Below are 20,035 nucleotides of genomic sequence, written 5' to 3' on the forward strand. Positions count from 1 at the left end.
TTAGTTAAAATCGATACCCTGCTTGCAAAGTTATACTTCTACCTGGCTCAACCCATGTTGCATACATTCCTGACGGTGCGAACGACATATCTGTACTGTAGCTACTAGTCATCTTGTCAGTTAAATTTTTACCTAACAATGCAACAGACCATCCAGACTCTAAATCCATTAAACCGAAACGCATATTGACTTTGCCGTAGCCACTTTGCGCTGTATATGGATTTAGATCGTAATTAGTGAAATAACGCGATTTAAATTCACTCTCAAGATTAAAAGTAAACTCCATCGCTGAACCAAACTCTTTAATATAATCAAGGTTAATACTGCCCGACCATTTAGGCGCATACGCCCCTGTTTTACCACTTAAGTCACAGGTTTTACCTGAGCTTTCAAGGTTTGATGGTTGATACATCGCACTGTTAAAACATTTGGCACCTGTAAACTCATCCCAGCTAAAATCAAGATACGCAATATTGCCTGACAACTGCCAGTTGTCGGCAATTAACCAACGACCATCGAGTTCAACGCCTTGGCTTGATGATTCAGCGCCATTTTCAACATAAAAACCTGCAACACCATCAAATGTTGATGTTTGTAAATCTTCAAACTGCATACTAAATACTGCGATATTCAAATCAGCAGCACCGTCATCCAAGGTAAATTTAGCGCCCATTTCATAGGCTATTACTTTTTCTGGTTCAAATTGCCAATTTGATGCTAAATTAGCTCTCGCGTCATAGCCACCAGCTTTAGACCCTGTCGACATTGATACATAGGCCATTGCATCATCAAACTTACGGGTGATATAAAGCGATGGGTTGAATTCATTTTCATTACGTTCACCATTTACTTGATGTTGCTCAAGCCCTAGTTGAGAGCTTAAAACTCCTAAATACATTGATGTAGGTAAAACTGCAGGTAACCCCATTGCTTGCAAAGTTGCTGGGACATTCACCTGTGCCATATCATTGATAGGTGTACCTGAGCTTAGCTCGATCATGCTTAAACGTCTTGATGCTGATTTATCTTCTTGCGAATATCGTAAACCTAATGATGCCTGCCAATTAGGTGCAAATTGATAATCAAACTTTGCAAATACTGCTTGTGTATCGCTGTCAGATTGATAATCACGTGGACCTATCGCATTAAGTGGATAAATTCGATACAGTTCAGAAAAGTCGAGTTCAGTGGTTTGAAAGTATAGACCCGCAATATAATTAAACGGCCCATCATTATACGAACTAATACGCAGCTCTTGACTGAACTGCTGAAAACTTTCATCACTCGCTTGGCGGTAGGTTAGAGGTGCAGGGCCATGATCACCATCGTTACTTTGCAACATAGTATAATCTTGCCACCCTGTTACCGAACTAAGTACGTGTTGGCCTAAATCCCACTCAACATTTAAAGTCCAATAATCAGCCTTGAACTCCCCTTGCTCATTTTCACCTAAAGTGGACAAACCCTTGTTAAGCTTATCGCCGATTACATAACTACTTACATCCCCAAATACGGCAGGTAATGGCGCATTATATAATACAGGCTCTGCAACTGGCTGGCTGGGTGTGATACCAATATTATCTTCTTCGTCATGTTGATACTTCAAAGAGACATCCAAGCTCTCTAAAGGCTGCCAAGTCAAAGTTAAACGACTAAAAACCCCATCGCGCCCAACTTCATCACGCTTTTGCAGTGTATTGTAAAAATAACCATCTTGGTCTATTACTTTTACCGCTGCTCTAGCCTGAAAATGTTCAGTTACGCCTCCACTAATAGCACCATCAAAAGTACTGCCATTATTCAACTCATAGCTAAGATTAGCATAACCTGATAGCTCCTCAGTGGGTGCTGCGCTCGTTATATTCAGAGCTCCTGCGGTGGTATTTTTACCAAATAACGTTGATTGTGGTCCTCTCAATACTTCAAAGCGTTCGAGATCAACAAAAGCGCTGCGCATTTGATAAGCACGACCACGATAAACGCCATCAACATAAGTACCCACGGTTTGCTCAAAACCTTGGTTTGGGCCAGAGCCTAAACCGCGCATAGTGATATTGTAGCCCTGCCCTGACTGACTGATATTAAAGTTTGCTATACGTGATGACAGCTCCTCACTATCGTTAATGTTTTTACTTTGTAGCTCTTTACCCGATATGGCAGTGATCGATAAAGGCACATCCTTGACACTTTCAACACGTTTTTGGGCCGAAACTAAGATTACTTCAAGTTCTTTGTCATCTGCTGCTTTTACTTCAGCCATGCTACCTGTTGCTAAGATTATTCCTAAGGTAATGGCATTAATTTTTGTTTTTGTGTGCATTCAAATTCCTCAGAGAGTGCTGATATTCAGCAATTTACATAGCCACCTACTACCACTGCCACAGTGCGGTTAAGCACAGCAACACTCCAAGCAGTAATAAAGTGATAAAGACTAAGCGTAAAAATTGTGTTTGATTAATTGTATGGTGAAAGTAGTTACCAATAAGCGCCCCAAACAGAACACATGGGGCGAGCATTAGAAAGTGGCCCAACTGCCCTGCTAATTGTCCTGAGATGAGAAACCAAAGAGTTAAACAGCTATTTAAAATAAGCCAAATAGTTAGAAGCGTGGCGCGAAATGAAGTTTTGTCTAAACCACTGCGAGCCATTGCATATACAAGAAGAGGCCCTCCTGATGCAAATAAACCATGCGTAATACCTGCACCACCTATCACGGAAAGCTGTACAGGCTTACTCAAAGGCATAGCTGACGCTTGCCAAATGGCACGTCCCGCAAACCAAATGATTAATAAAGCAAATAATACTTTTGTTAATTGCGCTGGAAAATAAGGCGTTAGTAAAGCACCAATCATTGTGCCAAGCAGCATTGGAGGTAAAATCTGCTTTGCTAACAAATTCAACTGAATATACGCACGCAGCTTAAACACCATCACTGAAGTCATTAGTAAATTAAGTGGCACGAGTAACAGCATTGCTTGCTGAATATCCATAAATAATGCTGCAATTGTTAAGGCAATAACGATGCTACCAAAGCCAGTCATAGCTTCCACTGCAAAGGCAAAAATAATAGCCGCCCCTAAGCCTATTAAAACCATTACGCAACCTCCCACTCACTGGCAAATTTACGTGCCATAAAATGCATGTATAAACGTGGAATTAAGCGGTATAACAACGCCGAAAAATATGTAAATCTATCAGGGAAAAGCCGTTGCTTATCAAGTCGAATAGCCTCACAAATTTGCTTTGCCATCCAGTCACTCGTACGCATTTTACCAACCATTGAGCGGGCATGGTTGGTTTTTCCGCCATCGCCATTTAATGCATTTTTATCAATCGGAGTATCTAAAAAACTAGGATATACCATCAACACCGACACGCCCGTTGGGCGCATTTCAGCGCGAAATGTTTCGAAATATTGGTGTAACGCAGATTTAGCTGCGCAATAGCCTGCTCTGGCCATAACAGGCATCCATCCAGCCATAGAACTGATATTTACGATTTTGCCATGTGCTTGCTGTAATGGTTCGATTAAGCCTGACACAAGACGTACAGGCGCAAAGTAATCAACAGCCATTACTTTTTCTATTACCTCTGGACGAGTAATGCGAGCCAAAGAACGATGCGTAATCCCTGCATTATTAATCAGTAACGCTATTGAGTAATGCTTAGCTTTGATCTGCGTTATTAACTCATCAAGCTCGTCCTTGTTCGCTAAATCACAGCCATATAATTGCGCATTAATTATTTGTCCGCATTGCTCTTGCAACAGCTTAAGGTCTAGGTCAATCAATACTAATTGATATTGAGTTGCTAACTGTTTTGCTAAATCTAAACCCAACCCAGAAGCCGCACCAGTAATCACAGCAACGGGTAACGATGGATTAATCATATGGATGCCTCTTAATGTTATTAGTGAGATAAAAAGCAAATACTTCTTTACTCGATTTTTGTGGCTGGTAGGCAAATTGCTGTTTCAGTGCTTGATTGCAAAGTACTGGGCGGTAACGTAAAAAATTAAGTTGTTCAGGGCCATACTGGGTCATTCCGAATAGCTTCGCGACCCGTAAGCTGAGTTTTAAAAGCCAAGCAGGAAGCTCAATGACAGGTTTGTTTAGGGCTTTAGCAATTTCTTTTATGCCCATAGCTCCATCACCAGCTAAATTAAAACTGCCTTCACGATTTTCTGTAACCCCCTGTAAAATAATCGCTAAGACATCTTCATCCCAGATAAACACAAAAGGAGAGTCACTGCCTTTAATGGCAATTATTCTTGGCTTATTAAATAAATCAGTAATCTGATTATTAGTAGTTTTACCAAGCACAGTCCCCGGGCGAAGTACTAACTGTTTTAGCTGGGGATGCGTATATCGATAGTTTTTTAATAGCTCTTCGATTAAGCGTTTATGATGGCTATAAGCAAATTCAGCATTACCTCTTAACGGATGTTGTTCGGTTAACCAGCTAGGGTTATCAGCGTGATAACCATAGGCAGCTCCAGAACTCGTTACCGTAATATGCTGCACATTTGCCTTAACACATGCTTCAAGCACATTTCGAGTGCCATTGACGTCGATATCAAAGTCTCGAACGGCATCTTTAGACGGTTGTAAAATACTCGCTAAGTGCACAACATGTGTAATATTGTGTTCAAGCATAATTTCTGCGAGTCGCGTATCACGCACATCAAGTTGATAGTAATGACAACCAGTTTGAGGGAGATCAACAATATCAATACCTACCAGCTTATGCTGTGTTGATAGCGACTCGACTAACCGTTTGCCGATATAGCCTTGGCTACCTGTTATCATGATCTTATGAGCCACATTGAACCTCTTTATTACTTGCGATCTTTATACCGTGTTTACGATCATGGTGTTGCCAGTAAAAACATAGCCCCATACCTGAAATTAGATGCCAACATCCCCATGCTGCTGCAATAATGGCCATGCCTGTTAAATTATCGAAAAAAGTAAAAATAATACCCAAGCCTAAACCAGAGTTTTGCAGCCCTACCTCAAGCGTAATAGCACGCGTATCCGCTTTATTCAGTTTCATAATTCTGGCACTCGAAAAACCAACCAATAGTGCAATCGCGTTATGAACAATCACCGCCAGCAGAAAAATACTGGCACCAGCAATAAATGCGGACCAATTACTGGTAAGTGCAATTAATACAAATAAGAACAAGGTAAGCAGAGAAATAAATCTAAAAAAGGGTTCACTACGAGCTGCGAATACAGGCCACAATTTAGCTGCAAGTAGTCCCAAACTTAGTGGTAACGCCAGCACTAGAGCAACAATCACAAGAATATTACTTGCAGGGACATTAATTTGGGTCAGCAACACAGCCGTATCTGGGTTCAAACTGCTATAAAGCATAAAATTAAACGGTGTCATTACAGTTGCAGCAAGACTTGCTACTCCTGTCATACTTACCGACATCGCGGTATTGCCTTTTGCTAGGAAAGTAACAATGTTAGAAAAACTACCTCCAGGACAACTACTAACAAGAATAAGTCCCAATGCAACTTCAGCAGGCATAGGAACCATTAAAGTAAGTAACCACGTTATCAGCGGCAGTAAAATAAACTGAGCTAATAACCCTGTAATAGGTCCTCTAGGTGCCTTAAGTACACGCTTAAAGTCTGCAAGTTTGAGACTAAGCGCAATACCAAACATCATCATGGCCAAAATTAAGTTTAAAGTGATTAAGCTTGCTTGAGACATCATTTATCCCATTTTTAATTGGCGCATTTCATCATTAATCGCCGCTAGGTAGTCAGCTTTATGAACATAATACGCCATGCGTTCAAGCTCTAAATAATTCATACCACCGTCAATTCTGACAGCTGCTTTACGCTTCACTTTTTCAGCAAACTTAGCCGCTTTAGTAGGGTTATCTAGTTGCATTCGGATCACTTTAGCAACTAGCTTTGCCTGATCATCACGGCCTTGCCAACCTAATCCAGTTGCTTCAACCATCCCCATCACATACAAGTTTTGATGTAATGGATTAAACACATTTAAATACAAGCGAGGAGCATCCCCCTGCCAGTTAAGGTGAGCTTGGTCTAAAAACGGGTAATGCAACTTGTAACCCGTTGCTTCTAAAATCAAATCATAGTCAGCTTTATTGCCATCAGTAAACGCGGCTCCCTCCTCGGTTAACTCAGCAATTGATGGTCTAACTTTGATATCACCATGACCAATGTGATGTAAAAACAATGAATTAACCACAGGGTGCGATTCATACATTTTATAGTCTGGATCAGGTAAGCCATATGAACTTGGTTTGCCTGAAATAAGCCTAACTAATGTACCATCGACTATTTGTTTCAATTTATTCGGTAATCGCACTTTACCACCAAGTGTATCTGTAGGCCTGCCTGCGACAAATTTCGGTAAAAAGTAATAACCTCTGCGTACCACCATATCTACAGATTTTGCACGATGAACCGCATCGACTGCGATATCACACGCAGAGTTGCCACAACCAATTATCAGAACACGTTTACCTGAAAATAAGCCTGCACTTCGATATTCACTTGAATGAATTTGCTCTCCTGCAAAAGAGCCCTTGAACTGTCCCCGATTAGGGTGATGCAAAGTACCATTAGCGAGCAATAAACCGCTCGCTAAAATTTCTTTTTGCAGGCCATTTTGCACATAGCTAACTCGCCAAAACTCACCTTCTGGCTCGCAATGAGAAACCCATGCTCCAAAGCGGTAATGCTTATAGAGGTCAAAATGTTTAGCGTAGGCTTGAAAATACTCACGCATTTGATCATGTTTTGGATATGTTGCGACGTGTTCTGCCATTGGAAAATCAGCAAACTCGGTCATTCTCTTTGATGAAATTAAATGAGCTGATTCATACATGGTGCTGGTTGGGCTATTAATATCCCATAAACCACCTACATCACTGTGTGCTTCAAGACCAATCACATCAATGCCAGTCTCAGCTAGTCGACGAACAGTACAAAGACCCATTGGGCCTGCGCCAATTACAACGTATGGATGCATACTCATTCCTACATAGATAAATCAAAGTGTGACAACCAGATTAACTATTTTTTAAAAACTTGTAATAGCGATGACAGGACAAAAACCAGTTAAAACGAGACATCATTTCTTAGTTGTGCTATAAAAATCACACAACAATAAGAAGAACACACATGACTACAAACAGCGTAACACCTGGCTTTAGCAAGGCTATTTTGCATATTCTTCCCGCGTTAGATGTACAATTAGATGCTAATTTATGCCAGCAAATTCAAAAATTCCCAAGTGAAGGAAGACTGCCGATGGCGCTACAAGATGCGCTTTGGCAAGCTTTGACAGATTTAAATGACAATGAACTTGGTCTTAAAATAGCCTTAAGTTTAAAGCCCGATAGTTACGATATGCTCGGCTACTTACTATTTAGTTGTCCGACTCTAGGTGATGCTGTCGACAGCTTAATTGCCTATTCAGCCTTAATAGGTGAAGGTGGTAAGTTTAGTAAATCACATTCAAAAAATGGCTGGAAAGTCACTTTTGATGCCTTTTTTAGCACTCCTACAGCAATAAGGATAGAGGCAGTTCTTGCCTGTGTTGCCTGTGGCGCGAAATGGATCTCTGGTGCACCAATAAAGCCCAAGGTGGTTGCATTTACGCATTCTCAGCAAGGGAATATAGCAAGCTATCGCGCCATTTTTGGAGACGCCGAATTGCTTTTTAACACCAACGAAAATTACTTAATTTATCATGATGATGATTGGCAATTGCAACAACGTAACGTTAATCAAGCTGTGCAACAACAAATGCAATCACTGGCAGAGCAACAACTAAAGCAACTGCAACCACAGAGTTATGTTGATAAAGTCAGTGCAATTTTACTTAAGCAACCCAATTTAAAACGTGAACAAATAAGTAATTTATTGGCTGTGAGTGAAAGGCACTTAAATCGTAAGCTTGCTGAAAAAGGCTACTCATTTAAAAAGTTAAGTGATGAAGTTCGCTGTGAACTAGCCAAGAAGTTGATACGCCAAGGTAGTGCGAATCAAGCACACCTTGCTTTGTACTTTGGCTATGTAGATGAAAGTGCTTTTGCCAAAGCATTCAAACGTTGGACAGGGGTTGGCTTTAAAGAATACAAAAAAACACTAGAAAATGAATAGGTAAATGCTTGAACTTGCTCTTCAATGCGAAGCAATTGGATTAAACGAAAACCAATACTTATTCATCATTTATCTATTCAAACTACACGCTTCCTAATACTATAGTGTATAGTTATTCTTAGCACTTAACTTGCAAGGTTGTTGATGAGTAAATACATAAAACAAGTATTATGCGTGGTTGCGGGGGCGTTCTTTGCCCCGAAAACTGATGCCTCAGAACAACTCACTATTACCTGGTTTGAAAATGATGCTAAGCCTTTCTTTATCGAGAAAAGCAAAGCTAACCCCCATGGTGGGTTATGCAATGAAATTACCGATATGTTGATTGAAGCCTTACCCGAAATTAACCACAGCAAAGTGATATTACCGCAAAAGCGTGGCAGTAAATATCTCGCTGACGGGAAAATGGCATGCTATGCCTGTATGATCCATCGAGGTAAAAAAAATAATCATGTTACTTACTCAATCCCAACCACAGTGTACCCACCATTCAGTGTTTTAAGTACTGAAGAAAAATCATTAAAGATTAAACAAAAACATGGCGATCCAGTGCCACTAATCTCTTTATTCACTGATGCTAATTTTATTTATGGTCAAAATAGTGCGCGTAAGTTTGGCAGTAAATTAGATAAGATTGCGAAAAATACCAAACTCTACGAAAGTGCAGCACTAAGTGGTAACGGCAGTAGCCCAAATTTTGCTCTGCTATCACAGCTAGAACACGGCTACATTGATTACACTATTGATTACCCATTTGTTGCTGATTATTACAACCAGCAAAACCTACAGAATATTCAAAAACTCACCATCGTTAATCCAGCACAGAGTATTGTTTTTGGCGCCATTGGTTGCTCAACGAATGCGCCTAATCATTATGCCGAAAAAGTACTTGTACAGATTAATGAGGCGCTGAAAAACAAGGTGTTGCCAAGTGAGAGATACCAGCAAAGCCAACGCACTTGGCTCGAACAAAGCTTTCCTGAGTTTTCAACTTATTATCAGCGCTACATTTTAGACCCACTTACAGAGCCTGCCACTGATGAGATAGTAACTCCTGTTGACCATCCATAAGTGTTACAGCAAAGGTTGAATTAGCCGCGACTTTCCCTACCCCGGCAGGCGTGCCTGTCATAATTATATCGCCATCCTCTAAGTCCATAAATTCACTGATCTCAGCTAAAATTTGCTCAGCGTTAAACAACATTAGCTTTGTGTCACCTAGTTGAGTTTCTTTACCATCTATCTTTAGACTAAATTGATAATGCAAGCTGTCATTAACAGCGACAAATTCAGTAAACAATGCTGAGCCATTAAAGGCTTTTGCACGCTCCCAAGGTAGGCCTTTTTCTTTAAGTATGCTTTGTAGTTCACGTTTGGTTAAATCGAGGCCAAGTCCAACCGCTGCCAGTTGCTTGTTTTTAACTAAAAAACAAAGCTCAGTTTCGTAATGTAAAGCTTCACCTAAGTGTTCACTATTAAGCATATCTGTGATGGCACTATTTGGTTTTGCAAACAACACCATACTAGCGGGTGTTTCATTGTTAAGCTCTGCAATATGCGCTGCAAAATTACGACCAACACAAATAATTTTACTTGAGGTGAATACATCACCATTCCATTTTACTGATTGCACGCAACCTCCTCAATTTAACAAATGTAAAAGACTATATTTTTCTCATTCCAGCTTAAACCCGCAGGATTTGTACCTAAAAAACAGAAACTTACTTATAAAATATTTCTAATAATAACATAAGCATAGAAATTTACCCTGATCTTAACTCGTTATTTATATTGACGATTGTTTTACTTTCCAATAACGTAATGTAAGCGGTTACATTTATAAAATCGGGTTCGGCGATTTTTTTTGGAAAAAAATGTAAGCGCTTACAAAAAATAGACGACAACATTATTTAAAACCAAATCTGGAGATTTGCATGAACCACACACTTTTCAAGAAAAAGCAGCTTGCTATTAGCCTGTCTATGGCAATGGGTCTAAGCGCGCTAGTTCCTCACTCAGCTGTCGCCGAAGAACAGCCCGACAAAGCGAGTGATATTGAAGTAATACAAGTATCCGGTATTCGCGGAAGTCTTGTAAAATCAATGGATATCAAACGTCAATCTGCAGGTGTTGTTGATGCAATTACTTCAGAAGATATTGGTAAATTCCCAGATACCAACCTAGCTGAATCTTTACAACGTATTACCGGTGTGTCTATTGACCGAAGTAACGGTGAAGGTAGCAAAATTACAGTTCGTGGTTTTGGTCCTGAATTTAACTTAGTAACGCTTAACAATCGTCAAATGCCAACAACCGGTGGTCGTTCATTTGATTTTGGTGATATCGCAACTGAAAGTGTGAGTGGTGTTGAAGTATACAAAACAGCTCGCTCTGATATCCCTAGCGGTGGTATTGGTGCAACCGTTAATATCACCACTGCAAAACCTCTCTCTAATCCTGGCCTACACGCATCGATTGGCGCAAAAGCCGTTCACGATACATCAAACGAAACAGGTAGCGATGTAACACCTGAACTTTCAGGTATTTACAGCAACACATTCAACGATGACAAATTTGGTATCTTAATTTCAGGTTCAGTGCAAGAGCGTGATAACCGTGAACAATCAATGGCGGTTGATAACTGGATCCCAAATGTTGATATTTCATCATCTCCTGATTTAGCTGTCACAGATAACAACCAACGCGCTGATGGTGCTACTTGGTATCCGCAGAATGCTGGTTACGCGTTTTCTGACAATTCACGTAAACGTACCAATGGCCAACTTGTGCTGCAATATGCACCTAATGACCGTATTACAGCGACAGTCGATTACACGTATTCAAAGCTTGAGTTTGAAAAAGATGGTCGTAGCTTTGGTGTTTGGTTCAATAATGGCGGTAACGTAAGTGCTGCAACTATCAATGAAAACGGTACTTACACTCAAGTAACTGAGATTGGTGGTGACTACTCTACAAACTTAAATCGTGGCGCGACAACCAACGAAAATAAATCGCTTGGTTTAAACATTGATTGGCAAGTAACAGACAACTTAAACATTGAGTTTGATGCACACAACTCATCGGCAGAAAGTGCCGGTGTTGGTATTGGCCATGATGCATTTATGATCATCGGTAACACCTCATGTTCATGGTGTGAAAACCCAACCGTCAATATCGACGAAAAAATGGCTGACTTCAGCAAAGGCGAAATTCCGCTAATCGATATGACCTTAACTAATGGCCAAGCAGAAATTTTACCTAGCGACATGGGGACGCTTTTTGCCGGTGTAAACAAAGACACTAACACGAATGACCTTGACCAATATCAACTAAAAGGTACTTGGTATAATGAGGACAGCGGTGCTCTTTCGAGCATTAACTTTGGTATGTCACACACTAAAATCGACTTCCGCACCACGACTGCTTATTCAGGTCAGCTAGCTGCTGGTTGGTGGTTAAACTCTGCTGATTGGTACGATGACAGCATGTTCACTCGAGTAGATAGCTCAGGTTTACTTGACGGTTTCTCTGGCGGTGGTAGCGATAAGCTATTAAATTACTATTATGATGCTGATTTTGATGACATCGTTGCGATTGCAGAAAGCATTGACTGTGATCACCCAGATGGCGGCATTGGTGCATGTAGCTGGCCTGCTGATGTAAATGGTATGGTGCAATCAGGTCCAATCGATGACGATCACCGTGTCAGCGAAGAAACAACAGCCGTATACGCACAAGCTAACTTCGAAACAGAGTTCAACGGTATGCCAGTGAACATCACTGCGGGTTTACGTTACGAATCAACGGATGTTACTGCAAACAGCTTAGAGCGCCCTGCTGTTGCAATGGAATGGGTTAACGGTAACGAGTGGTCATACATTTACGCTGATGAGCGCTCTTTCTCAAATGGTGAAGGTAGCAGCAAAGAGTTTTTACCTAGCATCGATATGAACATCGAAGTAGTTGAAGACGTCATCGCTCGTTTCTCTTACAGCCGAAGCCTTGCTCGCCCTCCAGTTGGCGCGCTTCGTTCAACAACGTCATTTTTAGGTAACCCTAAAGTTGGTCAACGAAAAGTTGCTGTAGGTAACCCAAACTTAAAACCTTATACCGCTGACAATATCGACCTATCACTTGAGTACTACTACGGTGAAGGCAGCTATGTATCAGCAGGTTACTACCGTAAGCAAGTTGATAACTTCTTAGTTAATATTACAACTGAAGAAACGATCGACGGCATTACTGACCCATTCATTGGTGATCGTGCAGAGCAAGCTCGTGAAGATTTAGCAGCAGCAGGTGAGCAACCATCTGACCAAGCAATTCACGATAAGATCAACGAAAACCAAGGTACAGAAGAAGGCACGCCTATCGTTGGTAACGATACAGATCCACTCGCAAGCTTCTTCATTTCGCGTGATAACAACGTTGAAACAGCAAATCTATGGGGCTGGGAACTGGCAGCTCAACATATGTTTGGTGATTCAGGTTTTGGTATTGCAGCCAACGCGACTTTCGTATTTGGTGATGTTGAAGCTGACCGAGATGCAATCGGCTATCAATTTGCTTTACCTGGTTTAAGTGATTCAGCTAACTTCTCAGCAATTTATGATTTAGACGGTTTATCAGCACGTATTTCTTATAACTGGCGTGATGAGTTCTTAACAGGCTTTGACCAACATGCTTCACCTATCTTTACTGAGTCTTACGGCCAGTGGGATATCAATGTGAACTACGCAGTTAATGAAAAACTAACGGTGTTTATTGAAGGTCTAAATCTTACAGACGAAACGCAACGTACCTACGTTCGTTACTCAGAGCAGCTGTTACGTGCAAACCAATACGGTGCGCGCTATAACATCGGCTTCCGCTACTCGTTCTAGCATTTTGTTGTCAAAAAAGCCGCTCAACAGCGGCTTTTTTTTTTCGCAATTATGCTAGTTTGTCTATATAGCATTTTAGGTAGCCTTGAACATGCAACAGAATGAAGTAAAAAAAGTCGTCATTTTAGGTGGGGGTACTGCGGGTTGGTTATCTGCAGGCTTAATTGCTGCCCAACCCCACTTAACTCACAACGCACACATTACACTAATTGAATCGCCAGATATTGCCACTATAGGTGTTGGTGAAGGTACTTGGCCAACCATGCGACAAACCTTAAAAACCATCGGCATTAGCGAAAGTGAATTTATTCAACGCTGTGATGCGTCTTTTAAACAGGGTTCACGCTTTGATAGCTGGTGCGACGATGAAGGCGACGCACATTATTATCACCCATTCAGCTTACCGGTGGCTTATCAGCAATTAAATATTGCACCTTACTGGTTTGCCAACAAAGATGCCGTGAGTTTTAGTCACGCAGTCGCAAGCCAAACCTACTTGTGCGATCACCATAAAGCGCCGAAAAACCACTTACATAGCGCCTATCAAGGTGAAGCAAACTATGGCTATCATTTAGATGCTGGTAAGTTTGCCATGCTGCTGCAACAGCACTGCACTACAAAATTAAAAGTTGAGCATATCGTCAGCCATGTTGAAAGCATCAATAGTGATGAGGATGGCTATATTAGTTCATTACAAACACACGATCATGGCGCTATCACGGGTGATATATTTATTGATTGCTCTGGCACCCACGCAAAGCTGTTACATCAGCATTACGGTATCGAACTAATCGAGCAACAAGATGTGCTATTTAACGACCGAGCAGTTGCCGTTCAGGTACCTTATTTAAACCCGCAACAAGAGATTCTTTCTTATACCAAAGCCACTGCTCAAGATGCGGGTTGGATTTGGGATATTGGCCTACAAAGCCGCCGTGGTCTTGGTATGGTGTACTCAAGCCGCTTTGCCAGTAGCGAAGATGCGAAACATGCACTTAGCAAATACATTGCAAAAACCCAGCCTGGCACAGAACAAAGTGAATTGACATTTCGTGAAATCAGTTTTAACCCCGGCTATAGACGCCGTTTTTGGTATAAAAACTGTTTAGCTATTGGTATGTCTGCAGGCTTTATTGAACCACTTGAAGCCTCAGCGTTAGTCATGGTGGAACTTGGTCTTAATAATTTACTTGCCAATTTCCCCACTCATCGTGCTGCAATGCCGACACTGGCAAAGCGTTTTGATGAGCAATGCCATTATCGCTGGCAACGTATCATTGAGTTTTTAAAGCTGCATTATGTGCTGTCAAAGCGCACTAGCCCCTATTGGCAAGCTCATAAAGAGGCAAACTCAATCCCTGCGCAGCTGCAAGAAAACTTAGCACTTTGGCAATATCAAAGCCCGTGGCTAAACGACTTTGACCGCACTCAAGAGGTCTTCTCTGCGGCCAGTTACCAGTATGTACTTTATGGTATGAAACAACTACCACAATTCCCTGTACTTGCAATGCCAACGGCTATTATTGAGCACTTTAGTGCTAACCAACAACAAGCCAAACGCGGATTACAACAACTACCAACTAACCGCGAGCTGTTAAATCATATTCAGCAATTTGGCATACAACCTATTTAATCTCAGCATTAGGAGGCCCAATGGCCAATCATGTATTACTTGATAACATCAGCCATAAAGACCTAAAAGTCATCACCACACGCGGTGCTAACTGGGGCGATAATATTAGCTGCGCTACCGTATTTCCAAGTGAATTTGCTAAAGTCCAAGCAAATCAACCTATCGTATTTCGTAAGCACCCTCAAACAGGTCAATTCGAAGCCTTAGCTTTATTTGGTTTTGAAAATGGCGAGAACTTACTGCTTAACGAACAAGGTGAATTACAGCTGAGTTACTTACCACTGAGTATGCAGCGCCAGCCATTTTTAATTGGTCAACAAACTCAGTATAACAATGGCATTCCTGAGCAATCACTGGTGGTACATATTGATTTAGATAGCCCACGCATAAGCACACACGATGGCGAAGCAATTTTTCTTGAACATGGTGGTAATAGCGATTATTTAAACCATATTGCTCAAGTACTTAACGCGTTACATCAAGAACATCAAACAATTAACCACTTTTTTGAGCGTTTGCTTAGCGTTAATTTACTCGAATCTTTCAGTATTGAATATGCGGATAAAAATGGCGAAAAAGTCACAGTGAACGGCTTTTATACCATTAACCAACAGGTACTACATGATTTAACCGCTGAGCAACTTAAGCAGTTGCAACAGCAAGGTGACTTGCAGGCTATTTATATGGTGTTGGCATCAATGGAAAAAATCCCTCATTTGCTTAATAGAAAATGGGCTCAGCAGTAATGTTTGCGGCTGCGCCAATAAAAGAATGCCAGGCTTCAAGCATTGCTGATCTTAAACCTTTTTTAGCTGAGCTTACTGAACCACTGGTAATAAGAGATCTCTGTGCTGATTGGCCCCAAGTGATTGCAGCTAAACAAGGCTCTAAAAGCGCTTTAGACTATCTTTTAGGTCTTGCCAATAATGCTCCGGTGCGAAGCTTTAGTAGCGAGGCAATTCATCATGGTCGGTATTTTTATAACGCTGATTTATCGGGGCTTAATTTTTCACAGCACGCCGATAGTCTTCAGGCTGTATTGCAAAAACTAGCATTAAAACTGTCGCAAACCGATAATGATTCGTTGTATATGGGTTCCACTGCAGTAGAGTATTGCGCTCCGGGCTTTAGCCTTGAGAACCCATTAATAGTGACCGATTATAATTGCCTTACAAGCCTCTGGGTGGGGAATCATAGCCAGATTGCGGCTCACTATGACAATGCCGATAACCTAGCTTGTGTTGCAGCTGGTGAACGCACTTTTACTCTAATGCCAACCGATCAGGTCAATAACCTTTACGTTGGCCCGCTGGAGTTTACACCTGCTGGACAAGCAATTAGCTTAGTTGATTTTAGTAACCCAGATTTGAGCCGTTTTCCACGTTTTAAAGAGGCTCTTTCAAAGGCTCAATCAGCTACCCTTACCCCTGGCGATGCTATCTATATACCTGCTCTATGGTGGCATCAGGTTAGCGCGACCAGTCCATTTAATGTATTAGTAAACTATTGGTGGCGACAAGCCCCAGAGTATTTGGCAAACCCATTTGATGCCATGCTGCACAGTATGTTGGCGATTAAAGACTTACCAAACGAGCACAAGCAGAAATGGCAGCAACTATTTAATCATTATGTCTTTGCTGATGATGTGGATTTAGCAAGCCATGTAGCTGAGCCTGTACAAGGGATATTAGCAGATATCGACGAAATAACAGCGAGAAGATTAAGACAGCTATTACTACAAAAGCTCAACCGATAGAATGAACCAAAAGCCAGCTGATACAACGAGTTCGGCGATGTATCTGCAGGCTTTTGGCTCATAATTTACTTACCCTTTATTTGTACTGCAGATGGCTGTGTAGTTGCACAACCAATGCCTGTTTCAATGTTTTTACTACATTGAAAAACACGTACATAATCGACCAGCATTTGCTTAGGGTAACCCGCAAAATCAACGCCTTTGTCATTCACATTTGCAGGCCAGTTTCCACCTACAGCAAAGTTAAGGAGTAAGTGAAAACGCTGATCAAATGGAGCAAACCCCTTATTTTCTATAAACGAGCCGTCTTGTTGTTGTGATGTTGAATACCAATGGTCGTGGTGAAATGTCGCATAATGAACATCATCAACATACCAACGAATTTCATCTTGTTGCCATTCAAGGGCATAAACATGAAAATTATCAGCCGGGTTATCTGCTTCGCTGAAACGATAAGGCGTACCACTGTAGACATTTTCTGGCGCAGGACCACCGTAATGCAAAGTGCCGTGTACGCGTGTCTCAAGGCTACCTGCTGGCGCTGTTTTGTCATCAGTAAGGGTCTTTAGATTCACCGCTTCCATGATGTCTATTTCGCCTGAAGATGCCCAGCGGCCATAATGCCAATCAGTAGGTAACATCCAAATCGCAGGCCACGCCCCTTGTCCTGCAGGCAATTTAGCGCGAATTTCAAAACGGCCATATCGCCAATCAGCTAAGTTTTTAGTACGTAAACGTGCAGAAGTAAAAGGCTGTGTTGCCACCTTTTCTCGCTCAGCATCGCTGCTTACTTCATCGCGATTATGTAAAGGCCCAGTGTATTGCTCTTGCCGAGCAACAATATGCAATAAGCCATTTTTGACAAAACTGTTTTCACTTCGTGCGGTGTAGCATTGCTGCTCATCATTACCGCCACCTCGACAATTGACTTCATGTTGCCACTTAGCCAAATCAAGAGTATTTTGTGAAAATTCATCTTGCCAAACTAACTGCCATCCATCACCTAAGCTAGCTTTGACAGGCTCAGCAGTTTGCTGACAGGCGCTAAGTACACCTGTTAGCAAAATAACGACATATGGTTTTACTGACATGAGACTGAAGAGTCCTGCGTGTGTGAGCTACTTAATGATAATTTAGCAATTGATATTTGCCATGCACCTTCAGTAGCTAACTGCCACGGTGAGAACACTTGCCCAAGCTGCACACCTTGTTCAGCAAAGCAGCTCAAATCAACGGTTAGCGTCTGCCAATCACTTGTACCTTTAACTTGTTTGCTAATATCAAATTGACCGTCACAGTTTTCACCACACTGCATACCTAGCATTAACGGCGCATCAGCAGCTTGATCTACTTTAATTTGCATTTCTAACTGACCAGCTTTTTCAACGTATGAGCGCAGATCCGACGGGAACGCCGCCATTAAACGAACAGCAGCTGCTTCCTTACCATTAAAGCTGATTGCGCGCGCATCTTCTTGCACGTCTTTATCAAAGGTTTTTACGCTAACAGCATTTAATGCTGCACGGCTGCTGGTCATAGCTTGCAGCTCAGAACCACTTTGCAACTGTAGTGACCATGGTGCTTTTACGGCACGTTCAAATAATACTAAGTCTTCTAATTTAGCAGAAACTTGTGATTTTTCGCTCAGGTCATCCGCTAATGTATTTTTATCTTGATAAGTTAAACCAAAGCCATAAGGCAGTAGTGGCGCATAATCTTTATCACCACGATTTTGGTTACCTACAGGATTATTTGGCCATGAAAAAGATAACTTACCTTTAAAGTCATGATTGATAGAGCCATCTTGCTTTTTAAAGATAACATCGCTAATTGCATCACCTTCGCTACCAGGTAACCAAGTTGCAACAAACGCATCACTAGCATTAAGCTCAGCATTCACCCACATTGGGCGACCACTAATAAATAGTGACACCACAGGAATACCCGCATCTTTTAACTTTTTAAGAAGTGCTAAATCAGTTTTATTACCGCGTTGATATTCAAGGTTATCTAAATCACCATTGCCTTCTGCATACGGCTGCTCACCAAATACTACAATCGCAACATCTGGCTTAGTCTCAAAGGCACCATTTTCATCGTATTGAACTTGCCCACCGGCTTGCTCAACGGTTGCTTTAATGCCATCAAAAATAGAGCTACCACCCGGGAAGTCACTATTTTCATTGCCTGTGCCTTGCCATGTAATCGTCCAGCCACCAGACTGCATGCCAATGTTATCAGCACCCTGACCTGCAACTAATACATTTGTATTTGGTGATAGAGGTAATAACGCTTGCTTATTTTTCAAAAGCACCAATGATTCACGTACCGCTTGTTTTGCAATTGCACGATGCTCAGCACTGCCAATAATCTCTGTTTTACCAGAAAGCGGACGCTTAGCTGGGCTTGGTTTATCAAATAAACCAGCGCGCATTTTTACACGTAAGATACGCGTTACCGCATCATCAATTCGGCTTTGCGCAATTTCACCACTTTTCACTTGCTTGATAAGGTTTTCGTATAGTGGTTTCCATGCATCTGTCGGAACCATATACACATCAAGGCCCGCATTTGCGGCTTGTGCACAATTGCCATTAGTACACCCCGGAATTTGACCGTGGCCATTCCAGTCACCGACAACAAAACCGTCAAAGCCCATTTTGCCTTTTAACACGTCGGTAAGTAGATATTTGCTGCCGTGAATTTTTTCACCATTCCAGCTGTTAAATGACGCCATCACGGTTTGTGCACCCGCACCTAAGCCACCAACATAACCTTGCGCATGAATATCAAATAACTCTTGCTCTGATGCCGTGTTATTACCTTGGTCATCACCACCTTCGGTACCGCCATCGCCTAAAAAGTGTTTAACAGTGCTAATTACGCGCTTATCAGATAAGAAATCGTCATCAACCGCGCCTTGCAAACCTCTAACGATAGCTGCTGAGTAAGATTTAACAATTTCAGGGTCTTCAGAGTAGCCCTCGTAAGTTCGACCCCAGCGGTCATCACGCACAACAGCCACAGTTGGCGCGAACACCCAGTCGATACCAGTTACCATCACTTCTTGCGCTGTAGCAGCTGCAATTTTTTCGATTAGCTCAGGGTTATTTGTCGCACCCAAGCCAATGTTATGTGGGAATAATGTCGCACCAATAACGTTGTTATGACCATGTACTGCATCGGTGCCCCACATGGTAGGTATAGAGCTACCATCGAGCGAGTCATCTATAGAGGCTTGATACATTTTCTCAGCAAGGTCAATCCAGTCAGCGGCGCTGGCATGTTTGTCATTGTTAGGGAATGCTCCACCACCATTAAGATAAGAACCAAAGCCATATTTACGCATATCTTCAACGGTAATATCGCGAATTTCTGGCTGGATCATTTGAGCAATTTTTTGCTCTAGGGTCATATTTGTGAGTATTTTCGCAATTTTTGCTTCCATCTCTGGATTTGCTGCAATACCTGTTTCGATGTTTGGCCAAATTTCTTGCTCAGCGTTCACGTTTGTAACCTTGTCTTGCCCACTACAACCTAGCATGCTGACGCTTGCCATCATTAACGAACAGAGAGTGAATGTTTTTTTCAATTTCATTTTTTT

Annotated in this window: 15 protein-coding genes; 6 read left to right on the top strand and 9 right to left on the bottom strand. The window is 41.7% G+C overall.

The annotated features are described in order from the left end of the window. Positions 1 to 4: 4 nt before the first annotated feature. The 6 genes from HCZ11_RS07955 to HCZ11_RS07980 are packed head-to-tail and all read right to left on the bottom strand — an operon-like array spanning position 5 to position 7,023. Entirely contained in the window at positions 5 to 2,320 is a 2,316-nt protein-coding gene (locus HCZ11_RS07955; RefSeq protein ID WP_167658152.1) for a TonB-dependent receptor, read from the bottom strand. Positions 2,321 to 2,369: 49 nt separating this feature from the next. Beyond that, positions 2,370 to 3,095 (bottom strand): sulfite exporter TauE/SafE family protein, encoded by a 726-nt coding sequence (locus tag HCZ11_RS07960; protein WP_130049576.1) that lies wholly within the window; start codon positions 3,093 to 3,095, stop codon positions 2,370 to 2,372. Beyond that, positions 3,095 to 3,889, bottom strand: a complete 795-nt coding sequence (locus tag HCZ11_RS07965) for an SDR family oxidoreductase (RefSeq protein ID WP_167658153.1) — start codon at positions 3,887 to 3,889, stop codon at positions 3,095 to 3,097. The genes HCZ11_RS07960 and HCZ11_RS07965 overlap by 1 nt, the downstream gene beginning before the upstream one ends. Next, positions 3,882 to 4,823, bottom strand: a complete 942-nt coding sequence (locus HCZ11_RS07970; protein ID WP_218650138.1) for an SDR family oxidoreductase — start codon at positions 4,821 to 4,823, stop codon at positions 3,882 to 3,884. Before HCZ11_RS07970 ends, HCZ11_RS07965 begins: the two co-directional genes overlap by 8 nt. Continuing rightward, the gene (locus HCZ11_RS07975; protein WP_130052194.1) at positions 4,813 to 5,727 is read right to left on the bottom strand and encodes a bile acid:sodium symporter family protein; all 915 of its coding nucleotides are present in this window, start codon (positions 5,725 to 5,727) and stop codon (positions 4,813 to 4,815) included. Before HCZ11_RS07975 ends, HCZ11_RS07970 begins: the two co-directional genes overlap by 11 nt. Positions 5,728 to 5,730: 3 nt before the next feature. After that, a complete protein-coding gene (locus HCZ11_RS07980) occupies positions 5,731 to 7,023 on the bottom strand; it encodes an NAD(P)/FAD-dependent oxidoreductase (protein ID WP_130049579.1) in 1,293 nt (430 codons plus the stop codon). A gap of 152 nt (positions 7,024 to 7,175) precedes the next feature. Here HCZ11_RS07980 and HCZ11_RS07985 point away from each other — a divergent pair, with 152 nt between their 5' ends. After that, positions 7,176 to 8,159, top strand: coding sequence for an AraC family transcriptional regulator (locus tag HCZ11_RS07985; protein WP_130049580.1), 984 nt, complete (start codon positions 7,176 to 7,178; stop codon positions 8,157 to 8,159). Between the two features lie 144 nt (positions 8,160 to 8,303). Further along, positions 8,304 to 9,230, top strand: a complete 927-nt coding sequence (locus HCZ11_RS07990; protein ID WP_130049581.1) for an ABC transporter substrate-binding protein — start codon at positions 8,304 to 8,306, stop codon at positions 9,228 to 9,230. On the opposite strand, the gene HCZ11_RS07995 is transcribed toward HCZ11_RS07990, so the two are convergent. Further along, entirely contained in the window at positions 9,181 to 9,792 is a 612-nt protein-coding gene (locus HCZ11_RS07995; protein ID WP_130049582.1) for a fumarylacetoacetate hydrolase family protein, read from the bottom strand. The two genes, HCZ11_RS07990 and HCZ11_RS07995, sit on opposite strands and share 50 nt — an antisense overlap. A gap of 301 nt (positions 9,793 to 10,093) precedes the next feature. Between HCZ11_RS07995 and HCZ11_RS08000 the strand changes: the two genes are divergently transcribed. The 4 genes from HCZ11_RS08000 (at position 10,094) to HCZ11_RS08015 (ending at position 16,431) form a co-directional block, all read left to right on the top strand. Further along, positions 10,094 to 13,042: a TonB-dependent receptor gene (locus HCZ11_RS08000; protein WP_254869127.1), complete on the top strand. Its 2,949-nt coding sequence runs from the start codon at positions 10,094 to 10,096 to the stop codon at positions 13,040 to 13,042. 91 nt (positions 13,043 to 13,133) lie between these two features. Further along, positions 13,134 to 14,675: a tryptophan halogenase family protein gene (locus tag HCZ11_RS08005; protein ID WP_167658155.1), complete on the top strand. Its 1,542-nt coding sequence runs from the start codon at positions 13,134 to 13,136 to the stop codon at positions 14,673 to 14,675. A gap of 20 nt (positions 14,676 to 14,695) precedes the next feature. After that, a complete protein-coding gene (locus HCZ11_RS08010) occupies positions 14,696 to 15,421 on the top strand; it encodes a SapC family protein (protein ID WP_167658157.1) in 726 nt (241 codons plus the stop codon). After that, entirely contained in the window at positions 15,421 to 16,431 is a 1,011-nt protein-coding gene (locus HCZ11_RS08015) for a cupin-like domain-containing protein (RefSeq protein WP_167658158.1), read from the top strand. The genes HCZ11_RS08010 and HCZ11_RS08015 overlap by 1 nt, the downstream gene beginning before the upstream one ends. 65 nt (positions 16,432 to 16,496) lie before the next feature. Here the strand turns inward: HCZ11_RS08015 and HCZ11_RS08020 are convergent, their stop codons facing one another. Both HCZ11_RS08020 and HCZ11_RS08025 read right to left on the bottom strand, forming a co-directional pair. After that, complete coding sequence (locus HCZ11_RS08020; protein WP_167658159.1) at positions 16,497 to 17,522, bottom strand: family 16 glycosylhydrolase; 1,026 nt, start codon at positions 17,520 to 17,522, stop codon at positions 16,497 to 16,499. After that, positions 17,513 to 20,029, bottom strand: coding sequence for an exo 1,3/1,4-beta-D-glucan glucohydrolase (locus tag HCZ11_RS08025; protein ID WP_167658160.1), 2,517 nt, complete (start codon positions 20,027 to 20,029; stop codon positions 17,513 to 17,515). The genes HCZ11_RS08020 and HCZ11_RS08025 overlap by 10 nt, the downstream gene beginning before the upstream one ends. Positions 20,030 to 20,035: the final 6 nt, after the last annotated feature.

It is taken from the genome of Pseudoalteromonas sp. HF66 (assembly GCF_011806445.1).
Classification (GTDB): Bacteria; Pseudomonadota; Gammaproteobacteria; order Enterobacterales; family Alteromonadaceae; genus Pseudoalteromonas; species Pseudoalteromonas apostichopi.